This window comes from Streptomyces caeruleatus (assembly GCF_001514235.1).
Taxonomy (GTDB): Bacteria; Actinomycetota; Actinomycetes; order Streptomycetales; family Streptomycetaceae; genus Streptomyces; species Streptomyces caeruleatus.
Genome location: NZ_KQ948924.1, coordinates 726,097 through 746,628, shown reverse-complemented (window position 1 = coordinate 746,628; position 20,532 = coordinate 726,097). Strand labels below are relative to the sequence as shown.

The 20,532-nt window shown below is 69.0% G+C and carries 14 protein-coding genes, 1 tRNA gene and 3 pseudogenes; 10 read left to right on the top strand and 8 right to left on the bottom strand.

All coding sequences use genetic code 11. The features are described 5' to 3' along the window. The first annotated feature begins 7 nt into the window (after window positions 1-7). A complete protein-coding gene (sucD, locus tag AQJ67_RS03285) occupies window positions 8-892 on the top strand; it encodes a succinate--CoA ligase subunit alpha (protein ID WP_062716419.1) in 885 nt (294 codons plus the stop codon). Window positions 893-997: 105 nt separating this feature from the next. Beyond that, window positions 998-2,539, top strand: coding sequence for an aldehyde dehydrogenase family protein (locus AQJ67_RS03280; RefSeq protein ID WP_062716418.1), 1,542 nt, complete (start codon window positions 998-1,000; stop codon window positions 2,537-2,539). 39 nt (window positions 2,540-2,578) lie between these two features. Here the strand turns inward: AQJ67_RS03280 and AQJ67_RS03275 are convergent, their stop codons facing one another. Further along, window positions 2,579-3,910, bottom strand: coding sequence for a DUF2254 domain-containing protein (locus AQJ67_RS03275; protein ID WP_062716417.1), 1,332 nt, complete (start codon window positions 3,908-3,910; stop codon window positions 2,579-2,581). Window positions 3,911-4,052: 142 nt separating this feature from the next. Between AQJ67_RS03275 and AQJ67_RS03270 the strand changes: the two genes are divergently transcribed. Further along, window positions 4,053-4,137, top strand: a tRNA-Leu gene (locus tag AQJ67_RS03270). Window positions 4,138-4,308: 171 nt separating this feature from the next. Here the strand turns inward: AQJ67_RS03270 and AQJ67_RS03265 are convergent. Next, window positions 4,309-4,839, bottom strand: coding sequence for a MarR family winged helix-turn-helix transcriptional regulator (locus AQJ67_RS03265; protein ID WP_079055735.1), 531 nt, complete (start codon window positions 4,837-4,839; stop codon window positions 4,309-4,311). A 214-nt stretch (window positions 4,840-5,053) separates the two neighbouring features. Between AQJ67_RS03265 and AQJ67_RS03260 the strand changes: the two genes are divergently transcribed. The 4 genes from AQJ67_RS03260 to fusA all read left to right on the top strand — a co-directional run bounded on the left by AQJ67_RS03260 (window position 5,054) and on the right by fusA (window position 9,069). Further along, window positions 5,054-6,277 (top strand): cytochrome P450, encoded by a 1,224-nt coding sequence (locus tag AQJ67_RS03260; protein WP_062716416.1) that lies wholly within the window; start codon window positions 5,054-5,056, stop codon window positions 6,275-6,277. A 45-nt stretch (window positions 6,278-6,322) separates the two neighbouring features. Further along, window positions 6,323-6,523 carry a ferredoxin gene (locus tag AQJ67_RS03255; RefSeq protein ID WP_062716415.1) on the top strand — a complete coding sequence of 67 codons (201 nt, stop codon included), beginning with the start codon at window positions 6,323-6,325 and terminating at the stop codon, window positions 6,521-6,523. 109 nt (window positions 6,524-6,632) lie between these two features. Next, on the top strand, window positions 6,633-6,758 hold the full coding sequence (locus AQJ67_RS50120; RefSeq protein WP_279616869.1) for a hypothetical protein: 126 nt from the start codon (window positions 6,633-6,635) through the stop codon (window positions 6,756-6,758). Window positions 6,759-7,020: 262 nt separating this feature from the next. After that, window positions 7,021-9,069: an elongation factor G gene (gene fusA / locus AQJ67_RS03250; RefSeq protein ID WP_062716414.1), complete on the top strand. Its 2,049-nt coding sequence runs from the start codon at window positions 7,021-7,023 to the stop codon at window positions 9,067-9,069. A 66-nt stretch (window positions 9,070-9,135) separates the two neighbouring features. Here fusA and AQJ67_RS03245 read toward each other — a convergent pair. Continuing rightward, window positions 9,136-10,062, bottom strand: a pseudogene (locus AQJ67_RS03245) (coagulation factor 5/8 type domain-containing protein); the annotation flags it as partial. Here AQJ67_RS03245 and AQJ67_RS44660 point away from each other — a divergent pair. Continuing rightward, window positions 10,043-10,411, top strand: a pseudogene (locus AQJ67_RS44660) (family 1 glycosylhydrolase); the annotation flags it as partial. The pseudogenes AQJ67_RS03245 and AQJ67_RS44660 overlap by 20 nt on opposite strands. A 191-nt stretch (window positions 10,412-10,602) precedes the next feature. Here the strand turns inward: AQJ67_RS44660 and AQJ67_RS03240 are convergent. From AQJ67_RS03240 to AQJ67_RS03220, 5 genes are all read right to left on the bottom strand, one after another. Further along, window positions 10,603-12,552: a GmrSD restriction endonuclease domain-containing protein gene (locus AQJ67_RS03240; RefSeq protein ID WP_062716413.1), complete on the bottom strand. Its 1,950-nt coding sequence runs from the start codon at window positions 12,550-12,552 to the stop codon at window positions 10,603-10,605. A 103-nt stretch (window positions 12,553-12,655) separates the two neighbouring features. After that, window positions 12,656-14,803, bottom strand: a complete 2,148-nt coding sequence (locus tag AQJ67_RS03235; RefSeq protein WP_062716412.1) for a UvrD-helicase domain-containing protein — start codon at window positions 14,801-14,803, stop codon at window positions 12,656-12,658. 70 nt (window positions 14,804-14,873) lie between these two features. After that, on the bottom strand, window positions 14,874-17,036 hold the full coding sequence (locus AQJ67_RS03230; RefSeq protein WP_062716411.1) for an AIPR family protein: 2,163 nt from the start codon (window positions 17,034-17,036) through the stop codon (window positions 14,874-14,876). A 133-nt stretch (window positions 17,037-17,169) separates the two neighbouring features. Further along, window positions 17,170-18,777: a serine/threonine-protein kinase gene (locus AQJ67_RS03225; protein ID WP_062716410.1), complete on the bottom strand. Its 1,608-nt coding sequence runs from the start codon at window positions 18,775-18,777 to the stop codon at window positions 17,170-17,172. Window positions 18,778-18,914: 137 nt separating this feature from the next. Beyond that, window positions 18,915-19,370, bottom strand: a complete 456-nt coding sequence (locus tag AQJ67_RS03220; RefSeq protein ID WP_062716409.1) for an ATP-binding protein — start codon at window positions 19,368-19,370, stop codon at window positions 18,915-18,917. Window positions 19,371-19,546: 176 nt separating this feature from the next. Here AQJ67_RS03220 and AQJ67_RS03215 point away from each other — a divergent pair. Both AQJ67_RS03215 and AQJ67_RS44655 read left to right on the top strand, forming a co-directional pair. Next, window positions 19,547-20,331: pseudogene (locus tag AQJ67_RS03215) on the top strand (helix-turn-helix domain-containing protein). Next, the gene (locus AQJ67_RS44655; protein WP_079055733.1) at window positions 20,328-20,531 is read left to right on the top strand and encodes a DUF397 domain-containing protein; all 204 of its coding nucleotides are present in this window, start codon (window positions 20,328-20,330) and stop codon (window positions 20,529-20,531) included. Before AQJ67_RS03215 ends, AQJ67_RS44655 begins: the two are co-directional and overlap by 4 nt. The last annotated feature ends 1 nt before the right edge of the window (window position 20,532 follow it).

The following is a 20,532-nucleotide window of genomic DNA, read 5'->3' as shown; positions in this document are numbered from 1 at the left end:
CGACGACATGGCCATCTACCTCACCAAGGAGAGCAAGGTCCTCGTCCAGGGCATGACCGGCGGCGAGGGCATGAAGCACACCCGGCGCATGCTCGCCGCCGGGACCAACGTCGTCGGCGGCGTCAACCCGCGCAAGGCGGGCCGCACCGTCGACTTCGACGACCGAGCCGTCCCCGTGTTCGGCACGGTCGCCGACGGCATGCGCGCGACCGGCGCCGACGTCACCGTCGTCTTCGTACCGCCCGCCTTCACCAAGGCGGCCGTCATCGAGGCCGCCGACGCCGGCGTCCAACTCGCCGTCGTGATCACCGAAGGCATCCCCGTCCACGACTCCGTCGCCCTCACCTCCTACGCGAAGGCACGCGGCACCCGCGTCATCGGCCCCAACTGCCCCGGCCTGATCACCCCCGGCCAGGCCAACGCGGGCATCATCCCGGCCGACATCACCAAGCCCGGCCGCATCGGCCTGGTCTCCAAGTCCGGCACGCTCACGTACCAACTGATGTACGAGCTCCGCGACATCGGCTTCTCCACCTGCGTCGGCATCGGTGGCGACCCCGTCGTCGGCACGACCCACATCGACTGCCTGGCCGCCTTCCAGGACGACCCCGACACCGAACTCATCGTCCTGATCGGCGAGATCGGTGGCGACGCCGAGGAACGCGCGGCCGCGTACATCCGCGACCACGTCACCAAGCCGGTCGTCGGCTACATCGCCGGCTTCACCGCACCCGAGGGCAAGACGATGGGACACGCGGGCGCGATCGTGTCCGGCTCGTCCGGCACGGCGGCGGCCAAGCAGGAAGCGCTGGAGGCGGTCGGCGTAGGAGTCGGCAACACGCCCACCGAGACCGCGCGACTGGTGCTGGAGTGCCTTGCCGCAAAGGCCTGACGCCACTCACGGCCCACCCGGAGGCACCTTCAGGTGGCGCCGCGCCTGGCCGGCTTCCGACACAGCCATCACCGCCCCGACTGTGCACCGAGAGCGGAGACCCTCATGGCAACCACGCTCACCCTCAAATCCGGCACCTCCTGGGCCGATGCCTGGCAGCGCTGCCTGACCGTCGCACCGGAGGCATTCCGGGACGACCGTGTCCTCAACCTCTGGAACTCCACCTGGCAGGCCGACGGCCGTGCCCTTCCCGCCACCAGCCCCGTCGACGGCAGCCCGATCGCCGGCCCGCCGCGCCTTGACCGGGCCACCGCCCACCAGGCCGTCCGCGCATCGCTCGACCAGCACCGCGCCTGGCGGCACATCCCCCTGGACGAGCGCCGCGCCCGGGTCGCCGCCACCCTCGACGCCCTGACCCAGCACCGCGACCTGCTCGCTCTGCTCCTCGTCTGGGAGATCGGCAAGCCCTGGCGGCTCGCCCAGGCGGACGTCGACCGGGCCATCGACGGCGTGCGCTGGTACGTCGACGGGATCGAAACGATGGTCGCGGACCGGGCTCCGCTGGACGGCCCGGTTTCCAACGTCGCGAGCTGGAACTACCCGATGAGCGTGCTCGTTCACGCAGTGTTGGTACAAGCACTGGCAGGCAACGCGGTCATCGCCAAGACCCCGACCGACGGCGGTGTCGCCTGTCTGACCCTGGCCTGTGCGCTGGCCGCCCGCGAGGGCATACCCGTCACCCTCGTCAGCGGCAGCGGAGGCGAGCTGTCGGAGGCGCTGGTGCGGGCGCCCGAGATCGGCTGTGTCTCCTTCGTCGGCGGCCGCGACACCGGCGCCGCGGTGGCCACGGCCGTCGCCGACCTAGGCAAACGACATGTACTCGAACAGGAGGGACTCAACACCTGGGGCATCTGGAACTACACGGATTGGGACGCGCTCACGGCGGTCGTGCCCAAGCTCTTCGACTACGGCAAACAGCGCTGCACGGCGTACCCGCGCTTCGTCGTCCAGCGTGAGCTGTTCGACGAGTTCCTGGCCGCGTACCTCCCGGCGGTACGCAGGCTGAGAGTCGGCCACCCGCTGGCGGTCGAGAAGCGGGACGACGCCTACCCGCAGCTGGACTTCGGGCCGGTGATCAACGCGGCCAAGGCGAAGGAACTCCAGGACCAGGTCGCCGAGGCCATCGACCGCGGCGCCGTCCCGCTGCACCGGGGCCGGCTCGCGGACGCCCGCTTCCTGCCCGGCCAGGACACCTCGGCGTACGTACAACCGGTCACGCTGCTCAACCCGCCGCCGTCTTCTCCGCTCCACCACGCGGAACCCTTCGGCCCGGTCGACACGATCGTCCTGGTCGACACGGAGGCGGAACTGCTGGCCGCGATGAACGCGTCCAACGGCGCGCTCGTCGCCACCCTGTCCACCGATGATCGGGCGACGTACGAGCGCCTGGCCCCGCAGATCCGCGCGTTCAAGGTGGGGCACGGCAAGCCGCGCTCCCGTGGGGACCGGGACGAGTTGTTCGGCGGCTTCGGCGCGTCCTGGCGCGGGGCGTTCGTCGGCGGCGAACTGCTGGTGCGTGCGGTGACGCAGGGGCCGGCGGGCGAGCGGCTGCCCGGGAACTTCCCGGAGTACCAGCTTCTTCCGTGAGCGGAGAGGCGCCGGGGCATCGGCCGGCCGGCGAACCGGTCAGCCGATGCCCTGCCGGTCGGGGCGCAACGCGAACGCGCGGTCCGTCGCGTTCGAGGCGCTCTCGTCGACCGCTTGGCGGAGCAGTGCGCGGTGCCGCAGCAACGGCTCCCGCCGATCCGGATGTGCGAGCAGCAGCAGGTCGTCGAGGCCGGCCAGCATGCGGCGTGACACCTGCGGGCTCGCGAGCGCACATCCGCGCACTTCGGTGAACCCGAGATCCACCAGCTCGGTCCACCCCGGCACGGGCTGTACCAGCCTCACGGTCCCCTCCCGGTCACGGTGCAGCGCCACGTCCAGTGGTTGCCGGGTCAGCGCCGCCAGGAACTGCACGATGCGGTCCAGGGCCTGCACGGCCGTCGTCGGATCGTTGATCGCGGGCGACAGGGCTCGCAGCGCGATGTCGGACAACTGGCGCAGCCCGAAACCGAGATCCTGGTGGTAGGTCCGCTCCACCGCGACGGAAGTGGTGTAGCGCAGTGCGCCGAGCGGGGGAACCGCCCCGCCGTGGACCGCCAGCAGGGGCGTGCCGGGCACCACGAAGTCCCCGATCCGCGGGATGAGCCGCAGCACGACGCCGTGTCTGCGGGCCACCCGCACCAGCCGCGCGATGTGCACGTCCCGCAACACCCCAGCCCGTCCCTCGTGCGGCACCCAGGCCGTCGCGGAGCCGAGGTCGGGCGAGTCCGGTCCGCCCGTGTGCGGGGGCATCGAAGCGACAGCCCGGAAGGACTCCGTGGCGATCCGCGCGATCACATGGCTGATCCGCATCAGCCGCAGCGTGGTGTTCACATACAGGACGAAGAGCAGCAGGCTCAGCGCGACCATGCAGAGCGTCAGGATCGACTGCACCAGGGGCAGCGTCGTCACGTCCCGGGGGTCGTCGGCGCTGTCGAAGGCGGTCAGCACCAGCAGGGCCAGCACGAAGGTGGCCAGGAAGACCGCGAAGGTCGCCTTGGTGATCCGGCTGCGCACGAAGAGCCGCACCACACGCGGGGTGAACTGTCCGCTCGCCATCTGCACGGCCACCAGCGAGATGCTGAAGACCACGCCGATGAAGGTCATCATCGCCGACCCGACGGCGCTCACCACAGCCTTCGCGTCCTCCGCGAACCGCAGCAGCTCGTCGAGCGTCTCGTAGTCGCCGTCCTCCCGCAGTGCGTCCACGATGGCCGTGTCGAGCGCCTGCGCCCCGAGCCAGACCACGAAGACACCCACCATCGCCGCGGTCGGCGCGAACCAGAACGTGTCCCGCAGATGCTCCCTCAGGGGCGACAGCGCCCGCGGGCCCCGACGCGCGTGCGGGCGCTGCGTAACCAGCCAGTCACTCATGGTGTGACCCTAGGTGCATCGGAGGGCGAGGTCCCGGACCCCCGCCCGGTGGAAGGAAACGCAGGTGAAAGGCACTCCGAAAGCTTGGTATTGTTGTCCACGTCGCCGAGGGGAACACCCCTGGCAAGGCGGCAGACACCTGGTCCGGGTGGCGGAATGGCAGACGCGCTAGCTTGAGGTGCTAGTGCCCTTTATCGGGCGTGGGGGTTCAAGTCCCCCCTCGGACACAGATTCAGATTGATTCCAACTGATGCGGGTCGAGGTTTCCTCGGCCCGCATCAGCCGTTCGTAAACCGTTCGTAGGCCGATTGAGGTGCCGCCCCAGGCCACCGCGGCCGGCCTCGGTCCGGTCTGCTGACACCCTGACCCGGCGGCGGCGGAGCGGCGGGCGGTCGCGGTCAGTCGTGGTCGCTCGGGACCGGGCTGAGCGCGGCGGGGGATCCCTGGCCGGCTGTGTCGGCGTCGTCCGGGATCCTCGGCCAGGGGCGGCCCGTGATGCGTTCGATGTCCGTGTTGAACTGCCGTAGATCGTCGATGAACCGTTCCAGCCGCTCGGGCGTCCAGTCGGCCACGACCGTGGACAGGCCGGTGACGATTCCCTCGCGTTGCTCGGTGAGGAGACGCAGGCCCTCCTCGGTGATGCGGAACTTGCGGGCGACCCCGCCGGACGGGTCCAGGGTCCGCTCCACCAGGCCGTTGCGCAGGAGGGCCGAGGTCTGGCGGGTGAAGGTCGACGCCGCGAGTCCGAAGGCCTCGACGAAGTCCGGGATGGACATGGGGCCCTGGTTCTCGAGCCTGGTGAGCAGGACGTAGGCGCTCTGGTCCAGCGGGTCCCCGCCGCGCGGGCCCCTGGGTGCCCTCATCTCCTTGTGACGGGTGAGGATCAGCAGCTCTCGCTCGATGCGTTCCGCGGCCTCTCGGGCGCCCACGCCGATCTCCTTCCCGGCCGTACGGCCACGTCCCGGATTCCAGGCTCCGGATGCCGAGTCCCTGGGATCAGATAGCCCACCCTACGGTGAGATTGCGCCATGCATGAAAAGTGCATCATGCACTCTTGATGCATGATGCACAACGTGCGTAACGTCCCGTGCCGTGAACGCTTCCGCGCGCTCACCCACCTCCCCCCATGCAAGGTGATGCCCGATGCGCGAGAACGACCTCGACCTCCTTCGGCTGCCGCTGCCCAGCGACAACCCTTTGGAGCCCCCGGCCGAATGGGAGCGACTGCGCCGCCAGTGCCCGGTGAGCACCGTCGAACTGCCCAGCGGCGACAAGGCGACCTATCTGACTCGCTACGACCACGTCAAAGCCCTGCTGTCCGACGCCCGCTTCGCCCGCCCGACCGCCGAGGACGAGGGCGCCGCCCGGATCGCTCCGGAGGGGGCCGGTGGACCCGCCGCCGACGGAAGTTCGACGCTGACGCTGCCCGACCGCGGTGAGCCGCACCTGCGTTGGCGACGGCAGGTGGGCAAGTACTTCACCGCGAAACGCATGACCGCGCTGCGCCCCGGCATGGTGCGCACCGCCGAGGGCCTCGTCTACGACATGGTCCGCCAAGGTCAGCCCGCCGACCTCAAGGCCTGCCTCGGCTTCCCGCTGCCCGTCTACGTCATCTGCGACATCCTCGGCGTCCCCGCCGCCGACCGGGACCGCTTCTCGCACTGGTCCGACGCCTTCCTCAACGTCAGCCGCTACACCGGAGAGCAGACCCGGGCCGCCTATGAGGAGTTCGCCGAGTACATGTCGGCGCACATCGCCGCGACGCGTGCCGAACCCGGCGAGGACCTGATCAGCATGGTGATCGGGGAGAGCGAGGGGGAGGGGCAGGGGCTGACCGACGACGAACTGCTCGGCACCGCCATGGGTCTCCTGGTCGCCGGGCACGAGACCACCGCCAACATGATCGGCAAGATGGTCGCCATGCTGCTCGCCGACCGCACCCGCTGGGAGCGGCTGCTCGCCGACCAGGGCCTCGTGCGCACCGCGGTGGACGAGGCCCTGCGATTCGACGCCAACCTGGGCTTCGGCATCCGGCGCTATCTCACCGAGGACGTGGAGGTCGACGGCGAGGTGCTGCCGCGCGGCACGACCGTCGTGTGCAGTATGCCCGCCGCCAACCGGGACGAGCGGGTCTTCACCGACGCGGACGACATGGTGCTGTCCCGGTCCCCGAACCCCCATCTGACGTTCGGCGCCGGACCGCACTCGTGCCTCGGGCAGAGCCTCGCCCGCACCGAACTCCAGGTCACCCTCGACGTCCTGCTGCGCAAGCTGCCCACCCTCCGGCTCGCCGTGTCCATCGACGAGTTGCAGCGCGTGGAGGGGCTCCTGGTCGGCGGGTTGAGCACCGTGCCCGTGCGGTGGTGACGGTTCCAGGAAGGCAGAGGACAGGCAGGAAGGCGGACGAGCATCGTGAAAGTCAGTGTGGACCTGGACCGTTGTTGCGGCGCCGGTCAGTGCGTGCTGATCGCACCTGAGGTGTTCGACCAGGGCGACGAGGACGGAATCGTCGTCCTCCTCGAACCGAGCCCGGCAGTGGATCTGCACCCAGTGGTACACGAGGCGGCCGCGGTCTGCCCCGCCTCGGCCATCACGATCGACGACAGCCACTGAAAAAAATCAGCTGCTTCACCACCGCCCGGCTCCCTAGACTCATCACACCAGCACGCGCCGCCCACCACCCGGCGGCGCGTCGTCGTGACGAGTCGAGGGGAGCCGGGCCGTGCGTGACCGCACCGCTGTCGTCGTCTCCCCGTCCCGGTACGGCCGGTACGACGTGATCCTCGTGTCCTCGTCCGCCCGGTGCCCGCTGCGCGGCCGGCACCGGATGCCCGTGACGAACGCCTGAGAGCGCCCGAGTACGTCAACACCCCCTGCCCTGACCCGGTTCCGGCCGGGCGGCAGGTCACGCTCGTGTGCGCGTACGTACCGTCCCGCGTACGTACCGTCCCGCGTACGTACCGTCCCGCGTACGTACCGTCCCGCGTACGTACCGTCCCGCGTACGTACCGTCCCGCGTACGTACCGTCCCGCGTACGTACCGTCCCGGGAATCGCGCTGACCCCTTTTTCGCTTCCGGACCACCCGGAACATCCGAAAGGCCACGGGCCGTGCGCACCAACCCCGACACCCTCGCCGTCGTCCGCAATCTCGGCATCCTCGCCCATGTCGACGCCGGCAAGACCACCGTCACCGAGCGGATCCTCTACACCACCGGCACCACGCACAAGCGCGGCGAGGTCCACGACGGCACCACCGTCACGGACTTCGACCCGCAGGAACGCGACCGTGGGATCACCATCTTCGCGGCGGCGGTGAGCTGTGCCTGGGACGGTCACCGGATCAACCTCATCGACACCCCCGGCCACGTCGACTTCGCCGACGAGGTGGAGCGTGCGCTGCGCGTCCTCGACGGGGCGGTCGCCGTGTTCGACGCCGTCGCGGGCGTAGAACCGCAGAGCGAGTCGGTGTGGCGGCAGGCCGACCGGCACGGGGTGCCGAGGATCGCCTTCGTCAACAAGCTGGACCGCGCCGGGGCCGACCTCGACACGGCCGTCGAGTCGATCCGGGAACGGCTGCATCCGGCTCCGCTCGTCGTGCAGTTGCCCATCGGCGCGGAGGACGGGTTCCGCGGTGTCGTCGACCTCGTACGGATGCGGGCGTTGCTGTGGGCCGACGGCGCCGACACGGCTGTGGAGCAGGCCGTGCCCGAGGAGCTGCGGGAGGAGGTCACCCGGCGTCGGCGGCTGCTGGAGGAGGCCGTGGCCGAGCTGCACGCCGGTGCGCTGGAGGAGTTCTGCGCGCGGTCGGCCCTCTCGCCGGAGACCCTTCGGCTCGCCCTGCGCGAGCTGACCCGCAGCGGCGACGGCGTGGTCGTGCTGTGCGGCTCGGCCTACCGCAACCGGGGGATCGAGCCGCTGCTGGACGCGGTGGTGGCGTATCTGCCGTCGCCGCTGGACGTGCCGGCCGTACGCGGCCTGCGCGACGGCGCCGACGAGGAGCGGCCCGTCGACCCGCAGGCGCCGTTCGCGGCGCTGGCGTTCAAGGTGAGCGCCACGCCGACGGGCCGGTTCACCTATCTGCGCGTGTACTCGGGAACGATCGAGAAGGGAGACACCGTGTGGGACGCGGTCGCCGGGCGCACCGAGCGGATCGGGCGCATCCTGCGGGTCCAGGCGGACCGGCACGCCCAGGTGGACCGGGCCGTCGCCGGGGACATCGTGGCCGTCGTCGGCCTGAAGTCGGCCCGCGCGGGGTCCACCCTGTGCGCACCGGCCGCGCCGCTCGTTCTCGAACCGCCCGGTGTCGCCGACCCGGTGGTGTCCGTGGCCGTGGAGGCGCGCACGTCCACCGGGACGGACCGGCTGGCCTCGGCGCTGGCGAGGCTGGCGGAGGAGGACCCCTCCCTCGTGGTACGGACCGACGCCGAGACCGGGCAGACCGTGCTGTCCGGCATGGGTGAACTGCATCTGGAGGTCGCGGTGGAGAAGATCCGGCGCGACGCCGGGCTGGAGGTCAACGTGGGGCGCCCCCGGGTGGCGTACCGCGAGACGGTCGGCCGAGGCGTGTCCGGTTTCGTGTTCCGGCACGTCAAACAGGACGGCGGGGCAGGGCAGTTCGCGCATGTCGTCCTCGATGTCGAGCCTCTGGACACGGAGTCCGGCTTCGAGTTCCGCTCGGCCGTCGTCGGCGGCAGCGTGCCGCAGGAGTACGTCCGTGCCGTGGAGACCGGTTGCCGTGACGCCCTCGCCGAGGGCCCGCTCGGCGGCCACCCGGTGACCGGGCTGCGCGTCACGCTCACCGACGGGGCCACCCATGTGAAGGACTCGTCCGACACGGCGTTCCGCACCGCCGGCCGGCTCGGCCTGCGCGACGCCCTGCGCGGCTGCGCGATGCTCCTGCTGGAGCCGGTCGTCGAGGTCACGGTCACCGTGCCCGAGGAAGCCGTGGGCGGAGTGCTCGGCGACCTCGCCGCCCGGCGCGGTCGGGTCTCCGGCTCGGTCGCGCGGGCGGGCTCGGCGGTCGTGACGGCGACCGTGCCGCTGGCCGAACTGTTCGGCTACGCGACGCGGTTGCGCAGCCGCACCCAGGGACGCGGCACGTTCACGGCCCGGCCCACCGGCTATGCGCCGGCGCCGGTCACGACGCCGGTCCGGTGACCGACTGGGCGGCCCCACTCCTGTGCGGGTGGGGCCGCCCTCGCGGTGTTGCCCGTGCCGCGGCGCTCAGGGATACGCCACCACGGTCGACGGCACCGTGGCCGTCCCCGAAGTCGGCGCCCCGGTGTCGTTGATGACGCACTCGTACTGCCCGTTCCCGCCCAGCGAGACGACGAGCAGGTTGTGGAAGCGCACCCCGGGCCGCACTGGGGCGGCGAAGCCGTGGTGCTGCACGATCGACGGGTCGACGTTGTAGTAGCAGTAACTGCCCAGGCCCCAGCCCTCGTGCGAGGTCACCGCGTCGCCGACCCGGTAGGCCGCGTAGCCCTTGACGGAACCGTTCTGGACGGCGGCCTGGTCAGGGGCGTCGTACGCTTTTTCGTTCTGGAAGAAGATCGTGCGGCCGCGCTGGCCGAACCACTGGACGTCGTACTTGTTGAAGTGCTCCACGAACAGGCCGGTCGCCAGCACGTCGTCGCCATTGACGACCACGCCGTAGTCGGCCCGGTTGGTCTCCCAGCCGACTCCCTCGCCGTGGTCGGCCCGCCACACCCAGGTGTGGTCGACGATGGTGTGTCTGCTGTTGATCACCATGCTGGTCGTGGCCTTGCCGGCGCCCGCGCCGCCGATGCGGACGAACACGTCCTGGACCGTGATCGGGTTGGCCGAGTGGTCCCTGGACGCCCCGCGGGGCCCGATCTCCAGCAGGGTCGGGGAGTTGACCGGCCCGGCGTCGACCAGGAACCCGGCGAGCCGGACCCCGTCGACGTCGGCGACCTGGACGGCCGTGGCGCCGCCGTCCGGGATCAGGGTGGCGTAGCCCAGACCCAGGACCACGGTGTTCGGGCGTTCGATCCGGATCGGCCGGTCGAGGTGGTAGATCCCCGGGGTGAGCAGGAGATGCAGTCCCTGCGCCAGTGCCTGGTTGAGCGTGGCCGCCGGGACGCCGGGCCGGGCGACGTAGAACCGCGTCAGCGGCATCGAGACGCTCCTGCTCCGCCTCACCCACGACTACGGCGCCCGTCGCCTCTACGTCACCGAGAACGGCTCCGCCTACCCGGACGTCGTACGCCCCGACGGAACCGTCGCCGACCCGGACCGCCAGGAGTACCTGGTCCAGCACCTCGCGGCCTGCGCCTCCGCCGCCCGCAAGGGTGCCCCGCTGGCGGGGTACTTCGCGTGGTCGCTGCTGGACAACTTCGAGTGGGCGTACGGCTATGAGAAGAGGTTCGGCCTCGTGCACGTCGACTACCGGACACTGGCCCGCACCATCAAGGGCTCCGGGCGTCGGTACGCGGACGTCATCCGGGCGCGCCGAAGCCAGGCACGCCAGGCGGCCTGACACCGGCCGCGGTGGGGGTCGGGGCCGGGCCCGTGCCACCGCGACCGGACGACCCATGCCGGACTGTCATGCGCACCAGCTACCCCTGGTCTGGAATGCGCACAACATGTCGCGCCGTCTGGAGGTACGCCGCAGTCCGCGTTCACCGTCTACTTCGCGAGCCTCGCGTTTACGACCGTCGACCGCCACACTCAATGCTCGGCGCGCACATTGCGGATGTAGCCGCGCAATGCCTCCGGGCTGTGAAAGATGCGATAGTCCGCGGCTTCGAGTGCCGCCTGTTCCTCCTCAGAGGTATCTGGCGCGAGGACGACCGCCACACCACCGTCGGCTCGCAGGCCCTGCGGCCAGAATGCGGCTGCCACGATGATGGCGGCTCCGGTGCGCGGGTCGATCACTTCGCTGTCCAGCTCCGGGGCAGCCAGGTCGGCTTCACGCACTTCTGACAGGAGCTCGCGGAGGCCGGGAACCTCGTCGGCAAGGTCGGGCTTCGCTGTGGTGTGCAGGGCTGTGGGAGAGGAAGCGGCCAGTGTCGGTTGGACATCCGTGAGGGCCACTGGGGACGGGCCGTCGTGCAGGCCCTGCAGGAAGTCGTTCGCGGCGCGGGCAAGCAGGTCGCGGCGGGCGGCGAGGAAGTCCGGGTAACTGGACACCTTCCAAAGGTCGCGGTCCGTGGGAATCCACTGTGTCGCCAGTGCACCCGGCATGCGCGACTCGATTTCCTCAAGGTACTCGGCTGGTTCCTTGGCTCCGATCTTGAGGTTGGTGTCCTGGGTGAGGAAGCAGAAGTTGGCCACGGCGTTCACCTCGGCCCGGCTGTAGTCGTGCTTGTAGAGCAGGGCCTTGGGGAAAATGTGATGCACCTGCAGCGAGCTGAGGCGACCCAGCATTCCGTCTCGCAGAGGCACGCCGCTGACAAAGTCCTGTGCACCGTAGACCCGGGTCAGCATGTACAGCAGGGGATAGAAGCGGGAGCCCATGCTGGAGCCTACGAAGTCGTCGGAACCCACCTCGAGGTGGCCACCACGACTTCGTCGCAGCACGCTGACCAACTGGTCGACGCCGCCATCGTCGAGAGCCTGCAGATCCTGGTTGAGAACGGTCTCCGTGGCGCCGGTGTGCCGCCCCCAGAGGAAGCTGTGCACATACCAGTAGAAGAGCCGGTCACGTGTCATGGCATCGGGGAACGAACCACCATGACGATGGAGCAGGCGGCTCATCACCGGGAAGGCGCCGCGGCCGCTGAGGACCGCACCATGGTCGAGGCCCAATCGCCCGCCGAGCGCGTTGAGCAGATACGACACGGAGTCGATGGTCTTGGCGAGCCCCGACTGGAAAGTCGGAACATCCACGTCGGCCAGCTTGGAGAACTGTGCCTCACCGGTGACGAGGGCGTTCACGTTGCGCAGGAGCCAATCGAGTTTGAAGCTGAAACCGGCGGTCGACCAATCCTCAAGAGCCTGGTTCATGGTGGGCCGAGCGGCCGGCCAGGCCGCACAGATGGCGGCCAGGGCGAGGTCACCTTTGGAGAGCTTGGTGCCGCCCGAATTGACCCGGTTGAAGATCTCCACGACCACGTCAATGGTCTTGTCCTCGCCGGTCACTTCGTCGATGTGGACGCTGCGGTCCCTGATCTGGGTGATGCGATTCAGGCGTTCGATGTACCTCACCTGCAGGTCTGCGTCACCGTTTGCCAACTGAGTCACGGCCACGAGCTGACTGGCCAGTCCGCTCTTGAAGAGCGCGGTGACGTCCACCCAGACGGGGTTGTCCTTCATCTTCGCCGGGGCGTAGAACTCGAAGGACTCAGTCTGCAGATTGAAATGGAGACCGGTGAGCGCCGAGACGTTGCCTTCAAAGAAGCTCGGGGCTCGGCCACGGGTGACGCCGTACAGGGTGGTGACGCGCTGCTGTCCGTCGAGCAGCAGGTGGATCGTACCGTCGCGGCCTGACGCACCGCCGCGCGTCTGTACACCGTCGGCCTTGGTGCTCCAGGTCAGGAACCCTCCGATCGGATACCCGCGGTAGAGAGACTGGAAGAAGCCGCGTACCTGATCGCGCGTCCAGACATAGCCGCGCTGGAACTCGGGCAGCGCGATGTCTCCGGCGTCGACCTTGTCCAGAACCTGCGAGATTTGCACTGTCCTTGAAGCCTGTCCGTCCGGTCCCGGTGACTCCATACACCAGAACGATTCCTACTGATTGAAATTACCAGCTGTAGATGGGCTTTGACGGCCTTCGCACTCAGACGCCCGCCTCCGACAGGAAGGCGCTGGGAGCGCCGGACCAGGAGACGTAGAGGCTGTCGCGGGCACGTGTGCAGGCGACGAACAGCAGGCAGCGCTCTGACAGCATGTCCGTCTCATGCTGCTTGGCGTCGACATCGGGTGGGGTAACCGCCTTCGGGAACGGCAGCGCGTCCTCGTTGACGCCGATGACCGCTACGCAGCGGAACTCCAGCCCTTTGAAGGAATGCATGGTTCCGACCCGCACGGTCGTCACTTCGCCGGCCTTGTCGGCGGCGCGCAGCGGCGCGGCGGGTATACCGGCGGCCTTTAGATGCGCCACCGTCTTCGTGCACGTCTTGTTGAACCGGGTGCTGACCCCGATCTCCCCGGCGCCGACACCCGCGTCCATCCACGCCCGTATCCGGGTGACGAGCGCGTCCAGTTCGGACTCCTCTGTCGCCGCCGCGTGCACAGCGGGTCCGTCTCCGTGGAGGGCGGAGCGGTATCCGAGCAGGGTGTCGTTGCGGTTCTCGTCCTCCAGCTCGGCGATCGGGCGGCCGACGAGGAGGGCCGTGGACCAGCGCAGGATCTCCTGCGTGCTGCGGTAGTTCTTGCGCAGCTTCACCGACCGCCCGGAAACCTTGATGCCGAGCGACTTCAGCGAGACCTTCGAGTCGTAGATGCGCTGGTGCGGGTCGCCCGCGATGAACAGGTCGTCCGGGCGGGCCGGAACTGCGGCGCGCAACAGACGCCACTGCGCCGGGTGCAGGTCCTGGGCCTCGTCCACTACGACATGCCGGTACTGCGGCCCCTTCTCCTCCAGCAGCCGCGCCGCCTCCGCACATGTCCGCAGCCAAGTGCGGGCCCCGTCCTCGGCCAGGCCGGCCGTGAACCGTTGCACCGTCTCCCACACCAGGGGCCGCTGGGCGGCGGTGAGGCGGCTTCCGCGGCCACGCCGGTCCGCCGCCTCATACTTGGCCAGGGTCCTGATGTCCTGGGCCAGGATGACGTGCCGGTATTCCTGGGCAAGGAACTGCGCGCTGCCGGTGAAGCCCGTCGCCTTGGCGGCCTTGCCCCAGCGGCTCTCCTCCTCGTTGTGCATCAGCGGCCGCAGGGCCACCGCGCCCGGTGCCTCGGCCACGACACGGCTGGCGAAGCCGTCCACCGTCGAGATGTCCACGCGCTCGCGCAGCTCCGGGTCGTCGACCAGGGATTCCAGGCCCGAGCGGAGCGCGTTGACGAGCGCGTTGGTGTAGGTCGTGAGGAGGATGCGGTCGCCGTCGCGCAGGTGCCCGAGCAGGTGCTTGACCCGGTGTAGCGCGACGACGGTCTTGCCGGTGCCCGGTCCGCCCGTGACCTGAGCGGGACCCGAGTACGACGCCCGGTAGGCCACCTTGCGCTGGGAGGGGTGCAGGAAGACCCGCCAGGCCGCGAAGGGCTTCTCCAGGATGTCCCGCAGCTCCTCGGAGGCCGTGACCAGTGCGATACGTGCCCGGCTGTGGTGGATCGCCGTCTCGTAGTCCTGCGTGTCCACCGGCTGTGTGGACGCCTGAAGGGCAGGTGCCACAATGTCCTGCCACACCTCCTCCACGGTGCAGCCCGCGGCGAGGTACTGCAGTACCTCGCGTTGGTCCTGCGGCAGCAGCGGCGCGAAGACATCCAGCTGATCCTGGTCGACCAGCGACCGAGCCTGCCGCAGCGTCTCGTCGTCGATGCCGAGAGTCTTCAGGCCTCCGTCGGAGAACTTCGCGAACAGCCGCTGCTTCGGCGATGTCTCGGCAACCCGTTCGTACGCCGGCGTGATCTCGTCCAGGGTCGCCGCGTCACGGATCTCGACTGCCCGGGTCACCGCGTTGATGCTGGACTTCTGCTTCTTCGCCCAGTCGATGGCCTTGTCGTGCTGCATGACCCGCAGCAGAACGAAGGTGTCCCCGGAGTCCGGAGCGAGGACCACACCGCGCCAGAACTGGTCGATGCGGATGGTCCGGATCTGCTTGTCCTTCGCGTTCGTCAGGCTCTCCAGCTTCAGTCCCGGGTCCTTGAAGAGCTGATCGAGGGTGAGCCGGTTGAACTTCTCCCAGGCGTCGAGAACGCCCTTCCTCACCGGAGGCTGGAGCTTGGGGAGTTCGGTGAAAAAGCCTATGTCGAAGGCGAGCTGTGGCATGCCCTTTTCTCTTCCTCGGCCTGAGTCGACTGGTTCCTGTGCTCGGCGACGCGTCCTGCGCCCGCCTCCGTCAATCGCGACCGGGCTCGTCCTCCGCTGATTCCTCAAGTTCGTCGAGTGCGCGCCACGCCAGATCCGCGAGGGTCTCGCCTGTGGCGGTTGCCCAGCGGGCGGTGCCTTGGTTGGCCACGGGCCGCTTCTCCCACTGTGCGAGCTCCCACATACGTGTAATCAGGCCGGATGGCGAGTACTGCCTGCCGTCGGCGGCCCAAAGGAGTGGTTTGGTCCGGTGGTTGACCCACGTTGCCCTCGCACGCCGTTCGTCCTCGGCGAGCCAGTCCCGCAGTGCCTCTTCTTCCAACGGGTACCCGGACTTGAGCGTGAGTGGCTCCCCATTGACGAGGATCTGCTTGTCGACGAGAACGGTGACCGCGTTGGGGCGGCGACGCTTGCGTTGTGCCTGGATCCGTCGGTATTTGTCCGGCGCCTCGGCACTGCCACCGTTTGCGATGACGTCAAGGACGTGCTTGGAGAGCTCACGGCATCGCTGGATGTCCGAGCAGACGGCACGAATCTGGGAACGCTCCTTGAACAATTCGTCGATCGACGCGGCCACGATGGGCAGCAACTGCTTGACGAGCTGTCTGGTCTTCCCTGTGGCGTCCTTGGACCACTCGAGTTTGGGGTCAGGTTCATCGATGGCCTCGATGTCCAACAGCCGAAAGACGAGATGGGCGATCACGTAGACGCCGTGCTCGGTCAGGGCCGCGCCGCGTCCTTCGTAGCGGCTGCGCAGCCCGTACAGGGTTCGGCGGACCTCACGCAGGACCTGCACTGCGTTCCACAGCAGGTACGCACCTGGCTGCGGTCGGAACAGGACATCGTAAATGCCCTGCGTTCCCCGCTCCCACAGCACGTCGAGCGAAACCCCCATGCGGGCCGCGTACTGAATGTCGATGTGAGCGCAGGCCAGTGCGCAGGCGGCCTCGACCACTGAACAGCCGGTTTCCTCCGGCGGCTCCAGCTCGCTGCGCCGCACGCTGTACTCCAGCCCGAGCTCGGCGCGCATCTCCTCGAGGATCGCCGCCTGGACCGGGTCAAGGGCGATGAAGTCGCGTGCTCCCACACTGTTCTGCCTGTTCGTGGCCTTCGTCGTCTCTCTGGCGAAGTCCTCGGCCGTGCCCGTCACGATGATGCGCACGCCGATCTGTGCCTGTGCCGCGGTTTCGTCGGAGGCCAGCGCTTCGGCCACGGACCGGACAGTCTGTGCGCCATTTACCACGCTGGCATTGTGCAGGGTGAGTGTGAGCGGGTGGTGCTGCGGGGCGCGTCTGTTCTGCTGGGCCTTCTCGACCGAGTCGCACAGCACGGTGATGCCGTTGTTGAAGTACCAGAAGTGGGACGGCTCTTGGGTGAGCGTCTCGATCAGCGCGTTGTTGATCGGGGTTCGGCCGAGTGGGTTGCGGATGTTCAGGTTGAACAGGTCCGAGCCGCTCGCGGCCCATTCGGCCACCTCTTCGGCCACGACGACCCCCTGGTAGGACTCGTACGGGGAGCTGATCCCGAACCATGGGAAAAGAGTCGCGCTGAGTTGAACCGGCTCCGGAGTGAGGTCCTCCCGGACGGAGGCCCACACCTCGGGCGCCAGGATGATCCGGTGGTCCAGGATCTCTCCGTAGCGATTGAACTCCTTCTCGCCGTTGACCAGCGCGTCCTGGAAACCGACACCGGGCTCGTCCGGGCGCATCAGGACCACGACCTGGGTCACCGGCACGGGCCCGCGGTCCATGACGGTCTTGGCGTACTCGGCCAGCTGACGTCCTTGCGGGTTGAACGGGGCGAAGTCCTCGTCGTCGATCAGGCGCAGGCCGGCGAAGAGCTCCAGTACCGCCTTACGGTCGGCTGCCGCCCTTCCCTCAGGGCTCCACTTCCCTTGCACCAGGTACACATGCGGGTTGGGGCCGTCCACCACCGCGATGGCGTCGATGCCCTGGTCAGCGTGCCCGTCGATGACGGTGCGTGCCGCCTCCTGCGGGCTGAAGCCAGTGACGATCCGTACGGCTTGTGCGGTCAGCGCCCGCGAGAGAAGACGCGGCTCTTGCTCATGGGCGGGCATGCCCTCCAGATCCCCGGTGTCCAGCAGGCTGCCGTAGACCGTCTGCAATGCCGCACCGACCTGTCGCACCTGTGTGGCCACACTCGGCGTGGTCTCCGCGGCCTTCTTCGCGCTCACGTCTTCGTCCCCTCCCACCGGCGAAGTGCACCAAGTAGGCGCGGCAATGCTGCGCCCGCCCACTTGATCGTTCCATGATGTCGCGAACTCCGTGTGTTTACGCTCGGTTTCGGCCGCGTGGCGGCCAGTTCGATCAGGAGGCCGGCCCGTCGAGGTCCAGCCGGATCACCGCGAGCGTCTCGGCGACCTCGGCTGTCAGCTCGTCGTCCGGACCGAACACGAGACACAGATCCGCGTGTAGCGGGTCCAGGACGTCGAAGGCGTCCGCCGCCCGCCCCTGCGCGAGGAGCAGCACGCCGATGTCGCGCCGCAACTCCACCGCGTTCTCACTCACGTCGCCGTCGACGGAACGGACGACGTCGAGGACGCCGTGCAGACCGGCGAGCGCCTCGGTCACCTGGCCGAGCTCTCCTCGGCAACGGGCCGCCTGCGCCCGGCTGTCCAAGGCGTCCTCGCTGCTCGGGCCGCTGACGCGCCCGTATGCGTCGGCGAGTGCCTCGAACTCGGGTAGCGCGGCCCGGTGATCACCCGCCAGCTGCCGGCTGAACGCCCGGCGACGGCGCAGCCCGAGGACCGCCTTGCTCTGCGAGCCGAGGGCACGCGCGGCCGGCTCGACCATCTCGCCCACCACCTCGGCGGCCTGCGAGTACCGCTCCTCCTCCATCAGGGCACGGTAATGCGCGTGCACGTCGAGGATCTGCTCCCGCAGCGCCTCCCGCTCGGCCGCGGGGACGGCGGGCGGTACGTCAGGACCGCCGGGGGAGGCGGCAGGGCCCGCGCTCACGCCCGCGGCTGCGGCACGCGAGCGGGGTGCGTAGGGGCGGCGGAAGATCCCGGTCGGGTCGGGCGCCCCCGCGGGCCCCGTCTGTTCGGGCGCGGCGTTCTCGCCGGGCATGGGCAGGAAGGGCCGCAGTCGCTCGTACACCTCCTGCACGTCCGCCGGCCGCGCCTCGGGCGCTTTGCGGAGCAGGTGCAGGACGAGTTCCTCCAACGCTGCCGGTACATCGGCACGCAGCTGTCGCAGCGGCGTCGGTGCCGCGTTGACGTGCTGCATCATCAGCTGCCACTCACTGTCCCCGCCGAACAGGGGCCGCCCGCAAAGCAGTTCGTGCAGTACACACCCCAGCGCGTACATGTCGGTGCGCGGCGTGACCCGCCCGCCGCGCACCTGTTCCGGCGCCATGTACTGATGCGTCCCGATCGGACTGCCCGTCGCCGTCAGCTTGGTGACGTCCGTCCGCAGGATCGCCGCGATGCCGAAGTCCAGCACCTTCACCGTGCCGTCGCGGGCGACGAGGATGTTGCTGGGCTTCAGGTCACGGTGGACGACGGGTACGTCGTGCGCGTATGACAGCACGGTCGCGACCTGTGCCGCCACGGCCATCGCCCAGCTGAGGGGCAGGGGCGGGTGCTGGTCCGGGTGCACGTACGCGGTCAGGGGTACGCCGTCGACCAGCTCCATCACCAGGAACAGCTGCTCGTACGACTCGTCGAGGTCGGCGTCGTACACCTGCGGCACACCCGGGTGCTGGATCCGCGCGGTGATGCGGGCCTCGCGTTTGAAGCGCTTCTCCAGCTCCTGAGCCAGGTGCGGTGACGTGACGGCCTGGGGGCGGATGAGCTTCACGGCGACCGGCCGGTCCAGTACGGCGTCGTAGCCGCGCCACACGTCTCCCATGCCGCCGTGGCTGAACTGCTCCAGCAGCTCGTAGCGTCCCGCGATCCGCCGTTGTTCTGGCACCTGGCCCCCGTCCCGTCCCCGTCGTCGTCCCAGTCGAGCGTCCGAAGGGTCTTCGATGTGGTTGGGGATCAGTCTCGTGGGTGGGGTTTGGTGAGTCCAGTCAGGGCGGGCGTGTGCTACGTGATCAGGACAGGCGATCAGGCCAGGCGAGGGGCGGTGCACTCCGCCCAGACGGTCTTGCCGGGCCCGCCCTCGGCACGGGGTGAACAGCCCCAGCGGTCGGCCAGTGCCTCGACGAGGAGCAGGCCGCGTCCGTTGTCGCCGTCCTGGGGGTCCTCGGGCAGGGTGGTGGGGAGGTGGGAGAGGCGTTCACCGCGGGTGTCGCTGACCTTGATCCGTACGGTGCTCGTGGCCGGGGCGGCGGTGAGGAGGACGTGGAAGTCGCGGCCGCGGACGTGGCCGTGCTGTACGGCGTTGGCGCACAACTCCGACGCGATGAGGGTGATGGCGTCGTGTACGTCGCTGCCGTAGGGGATGCCCCAGGTGTCGAGGCGGTGCCCGCACAGGCGCCGGGCCAGGCGGGCGCCGCGCGGGGTCGAGCTGAAGCGCATCGTGAACTGGTGCACCGTGAGGGGGGATTGTGTTGCGGTCATGCACTCACGGTGACCTTCTGTGGCCTAGCGTGACCAGTGGTGACGCGCTGACGCCGATCTTTCGTACGGGGCGGACGCGGGCGCTGTACGGGGCGGTACGCGGGGGAGAGGCGGCAGGGCGATGACTGAGGTGAGGGACGAGGAATCGGCGGCCGGAGGACGAGACGGGGACGGGCGTGGTGGCCGCGTTCGGCCGGCAGTTGAAGCTGTTGCGGACGCGGGTGGGGCTGGAACGGGCCGAGTTCGGGAAGAGGGTCGGGTACTCGGCGGACACGGTGGCGTCGATCGAGCAGGGGAGGCGGATTCCGCAGCCTCGGTTCATTGACAAGGCGGACGAGGTGTGGGGGCTGGGGGGTTGCTGACGGCGCTGAAGGAGGAGATTGCGCGGGCTCAGTATCCGTCGTTCTTCCGGGACATGGCTCGGCTGGAGGCGGAAGCGGTTGAGCTTTGCGCGTACGACACGCTCGTGGTCAACGGTCTTCTCCAGACTGAGGAGTACATGCGAGCGATCCTTTCCATGCGCCGCCCACTGCTGGACGAGGAGACGATTGAACTGCGCGTTGCCGCACGTCTGGCACGACAAGGGATCTTCAATCGTTGGCCTGCCCCGCTACTGAGCTTCGTCATGGAGGAGTCCTTGCTACGCAGGCTGCTCGGTGGGAAGACTGTGCTCCGAGGACAGCTTGAACATCTGCTCCTGATCGGCGAGAAGCGCAATGTTGAGCTTCAGGTGATGCCGTTGGACCGCGAGGACAACGCCGGTGTGGACGGGCCGTTCACTGTGATCACCCGCAGAGGTGGGGAGCAGTTCGTGTATGCCGAGGTCCAGGGGCGCAGCAATCTTCTGACCAAGCGCGACGAGACGAGTCTTGCAGCGGCCCGTTATGGGATTATCCGAAGCCAGGCGCTCAGTCCGCAGGAGAGCCTGGACTACATCGCGATGTTGCTGGGAGAGCTATGAACGCCGCAGTAAGCGAATCCGTGGCTACCGAACTGGCCTGGTTCAAGAGCAGTTACAGCGGCGCTGAAGGCGGCCAGTGCCTGGAGGTCGCCGCGACCAGCGAAGCTGTCCTCGTCCGAGATTCGAAGCGACATTTCGGTCCCGTGCTGGCTGTCGGGGCGCAAGCGTGGGCAGGCTTCGTGCGTATGGCCGGGCGCTGAA

Coding starts and splice junctions, on each gene's coding strand:
- sucD (WP_062716419.1), top strand. CDS start 8: ATGGCCATCTACCTCACCAAGGAGAGCAAGGTCCTCGTCCAGGGCATG.
- AQJ67_RS03280 (WP_062716418.1), top strand. CDS start 998: ATGGCAACCACGCTCACCCTCAAATCCGGCACCTCCTGGGCCGATGCC.
- AQJ67_RS03275 (WP_062716417.1), bottom strand. CDS start 3,910: ATGAGTGACTGGCTGGTTACGCAGCGCCCGCACGCGCGTCGGGGCCCG.
- AQJ67_RS03260 (WP_062716416.1), top strand. CDS start 5,054: ATGCGCGAGAACGACCTCGACCTCCTTCGGCTGCCGCTGCCCAGCGAC.
- AQJ67_RS03235 (WP_062716412.1), bottom strand. CDS start 14,803: ATGCCACAGCTCGCCTTCGACATAGGCTTTTTCACCGAACTCCCCAAG.
- AQJ67_RS03220 (WP_062716409.1), bottom strand. CDS start 19,370: ATGACCGCAACACAATCCCCCCTCACGGTGCACCAGTTCACGATGCGC.
- AQJ67_RS44655 (WP_079055733.1), top strand. CDS start 20,328: ATGAACGCCGCAGTAAGCGAATCCGTGGCTACCGAACTGGCCTGGTTC.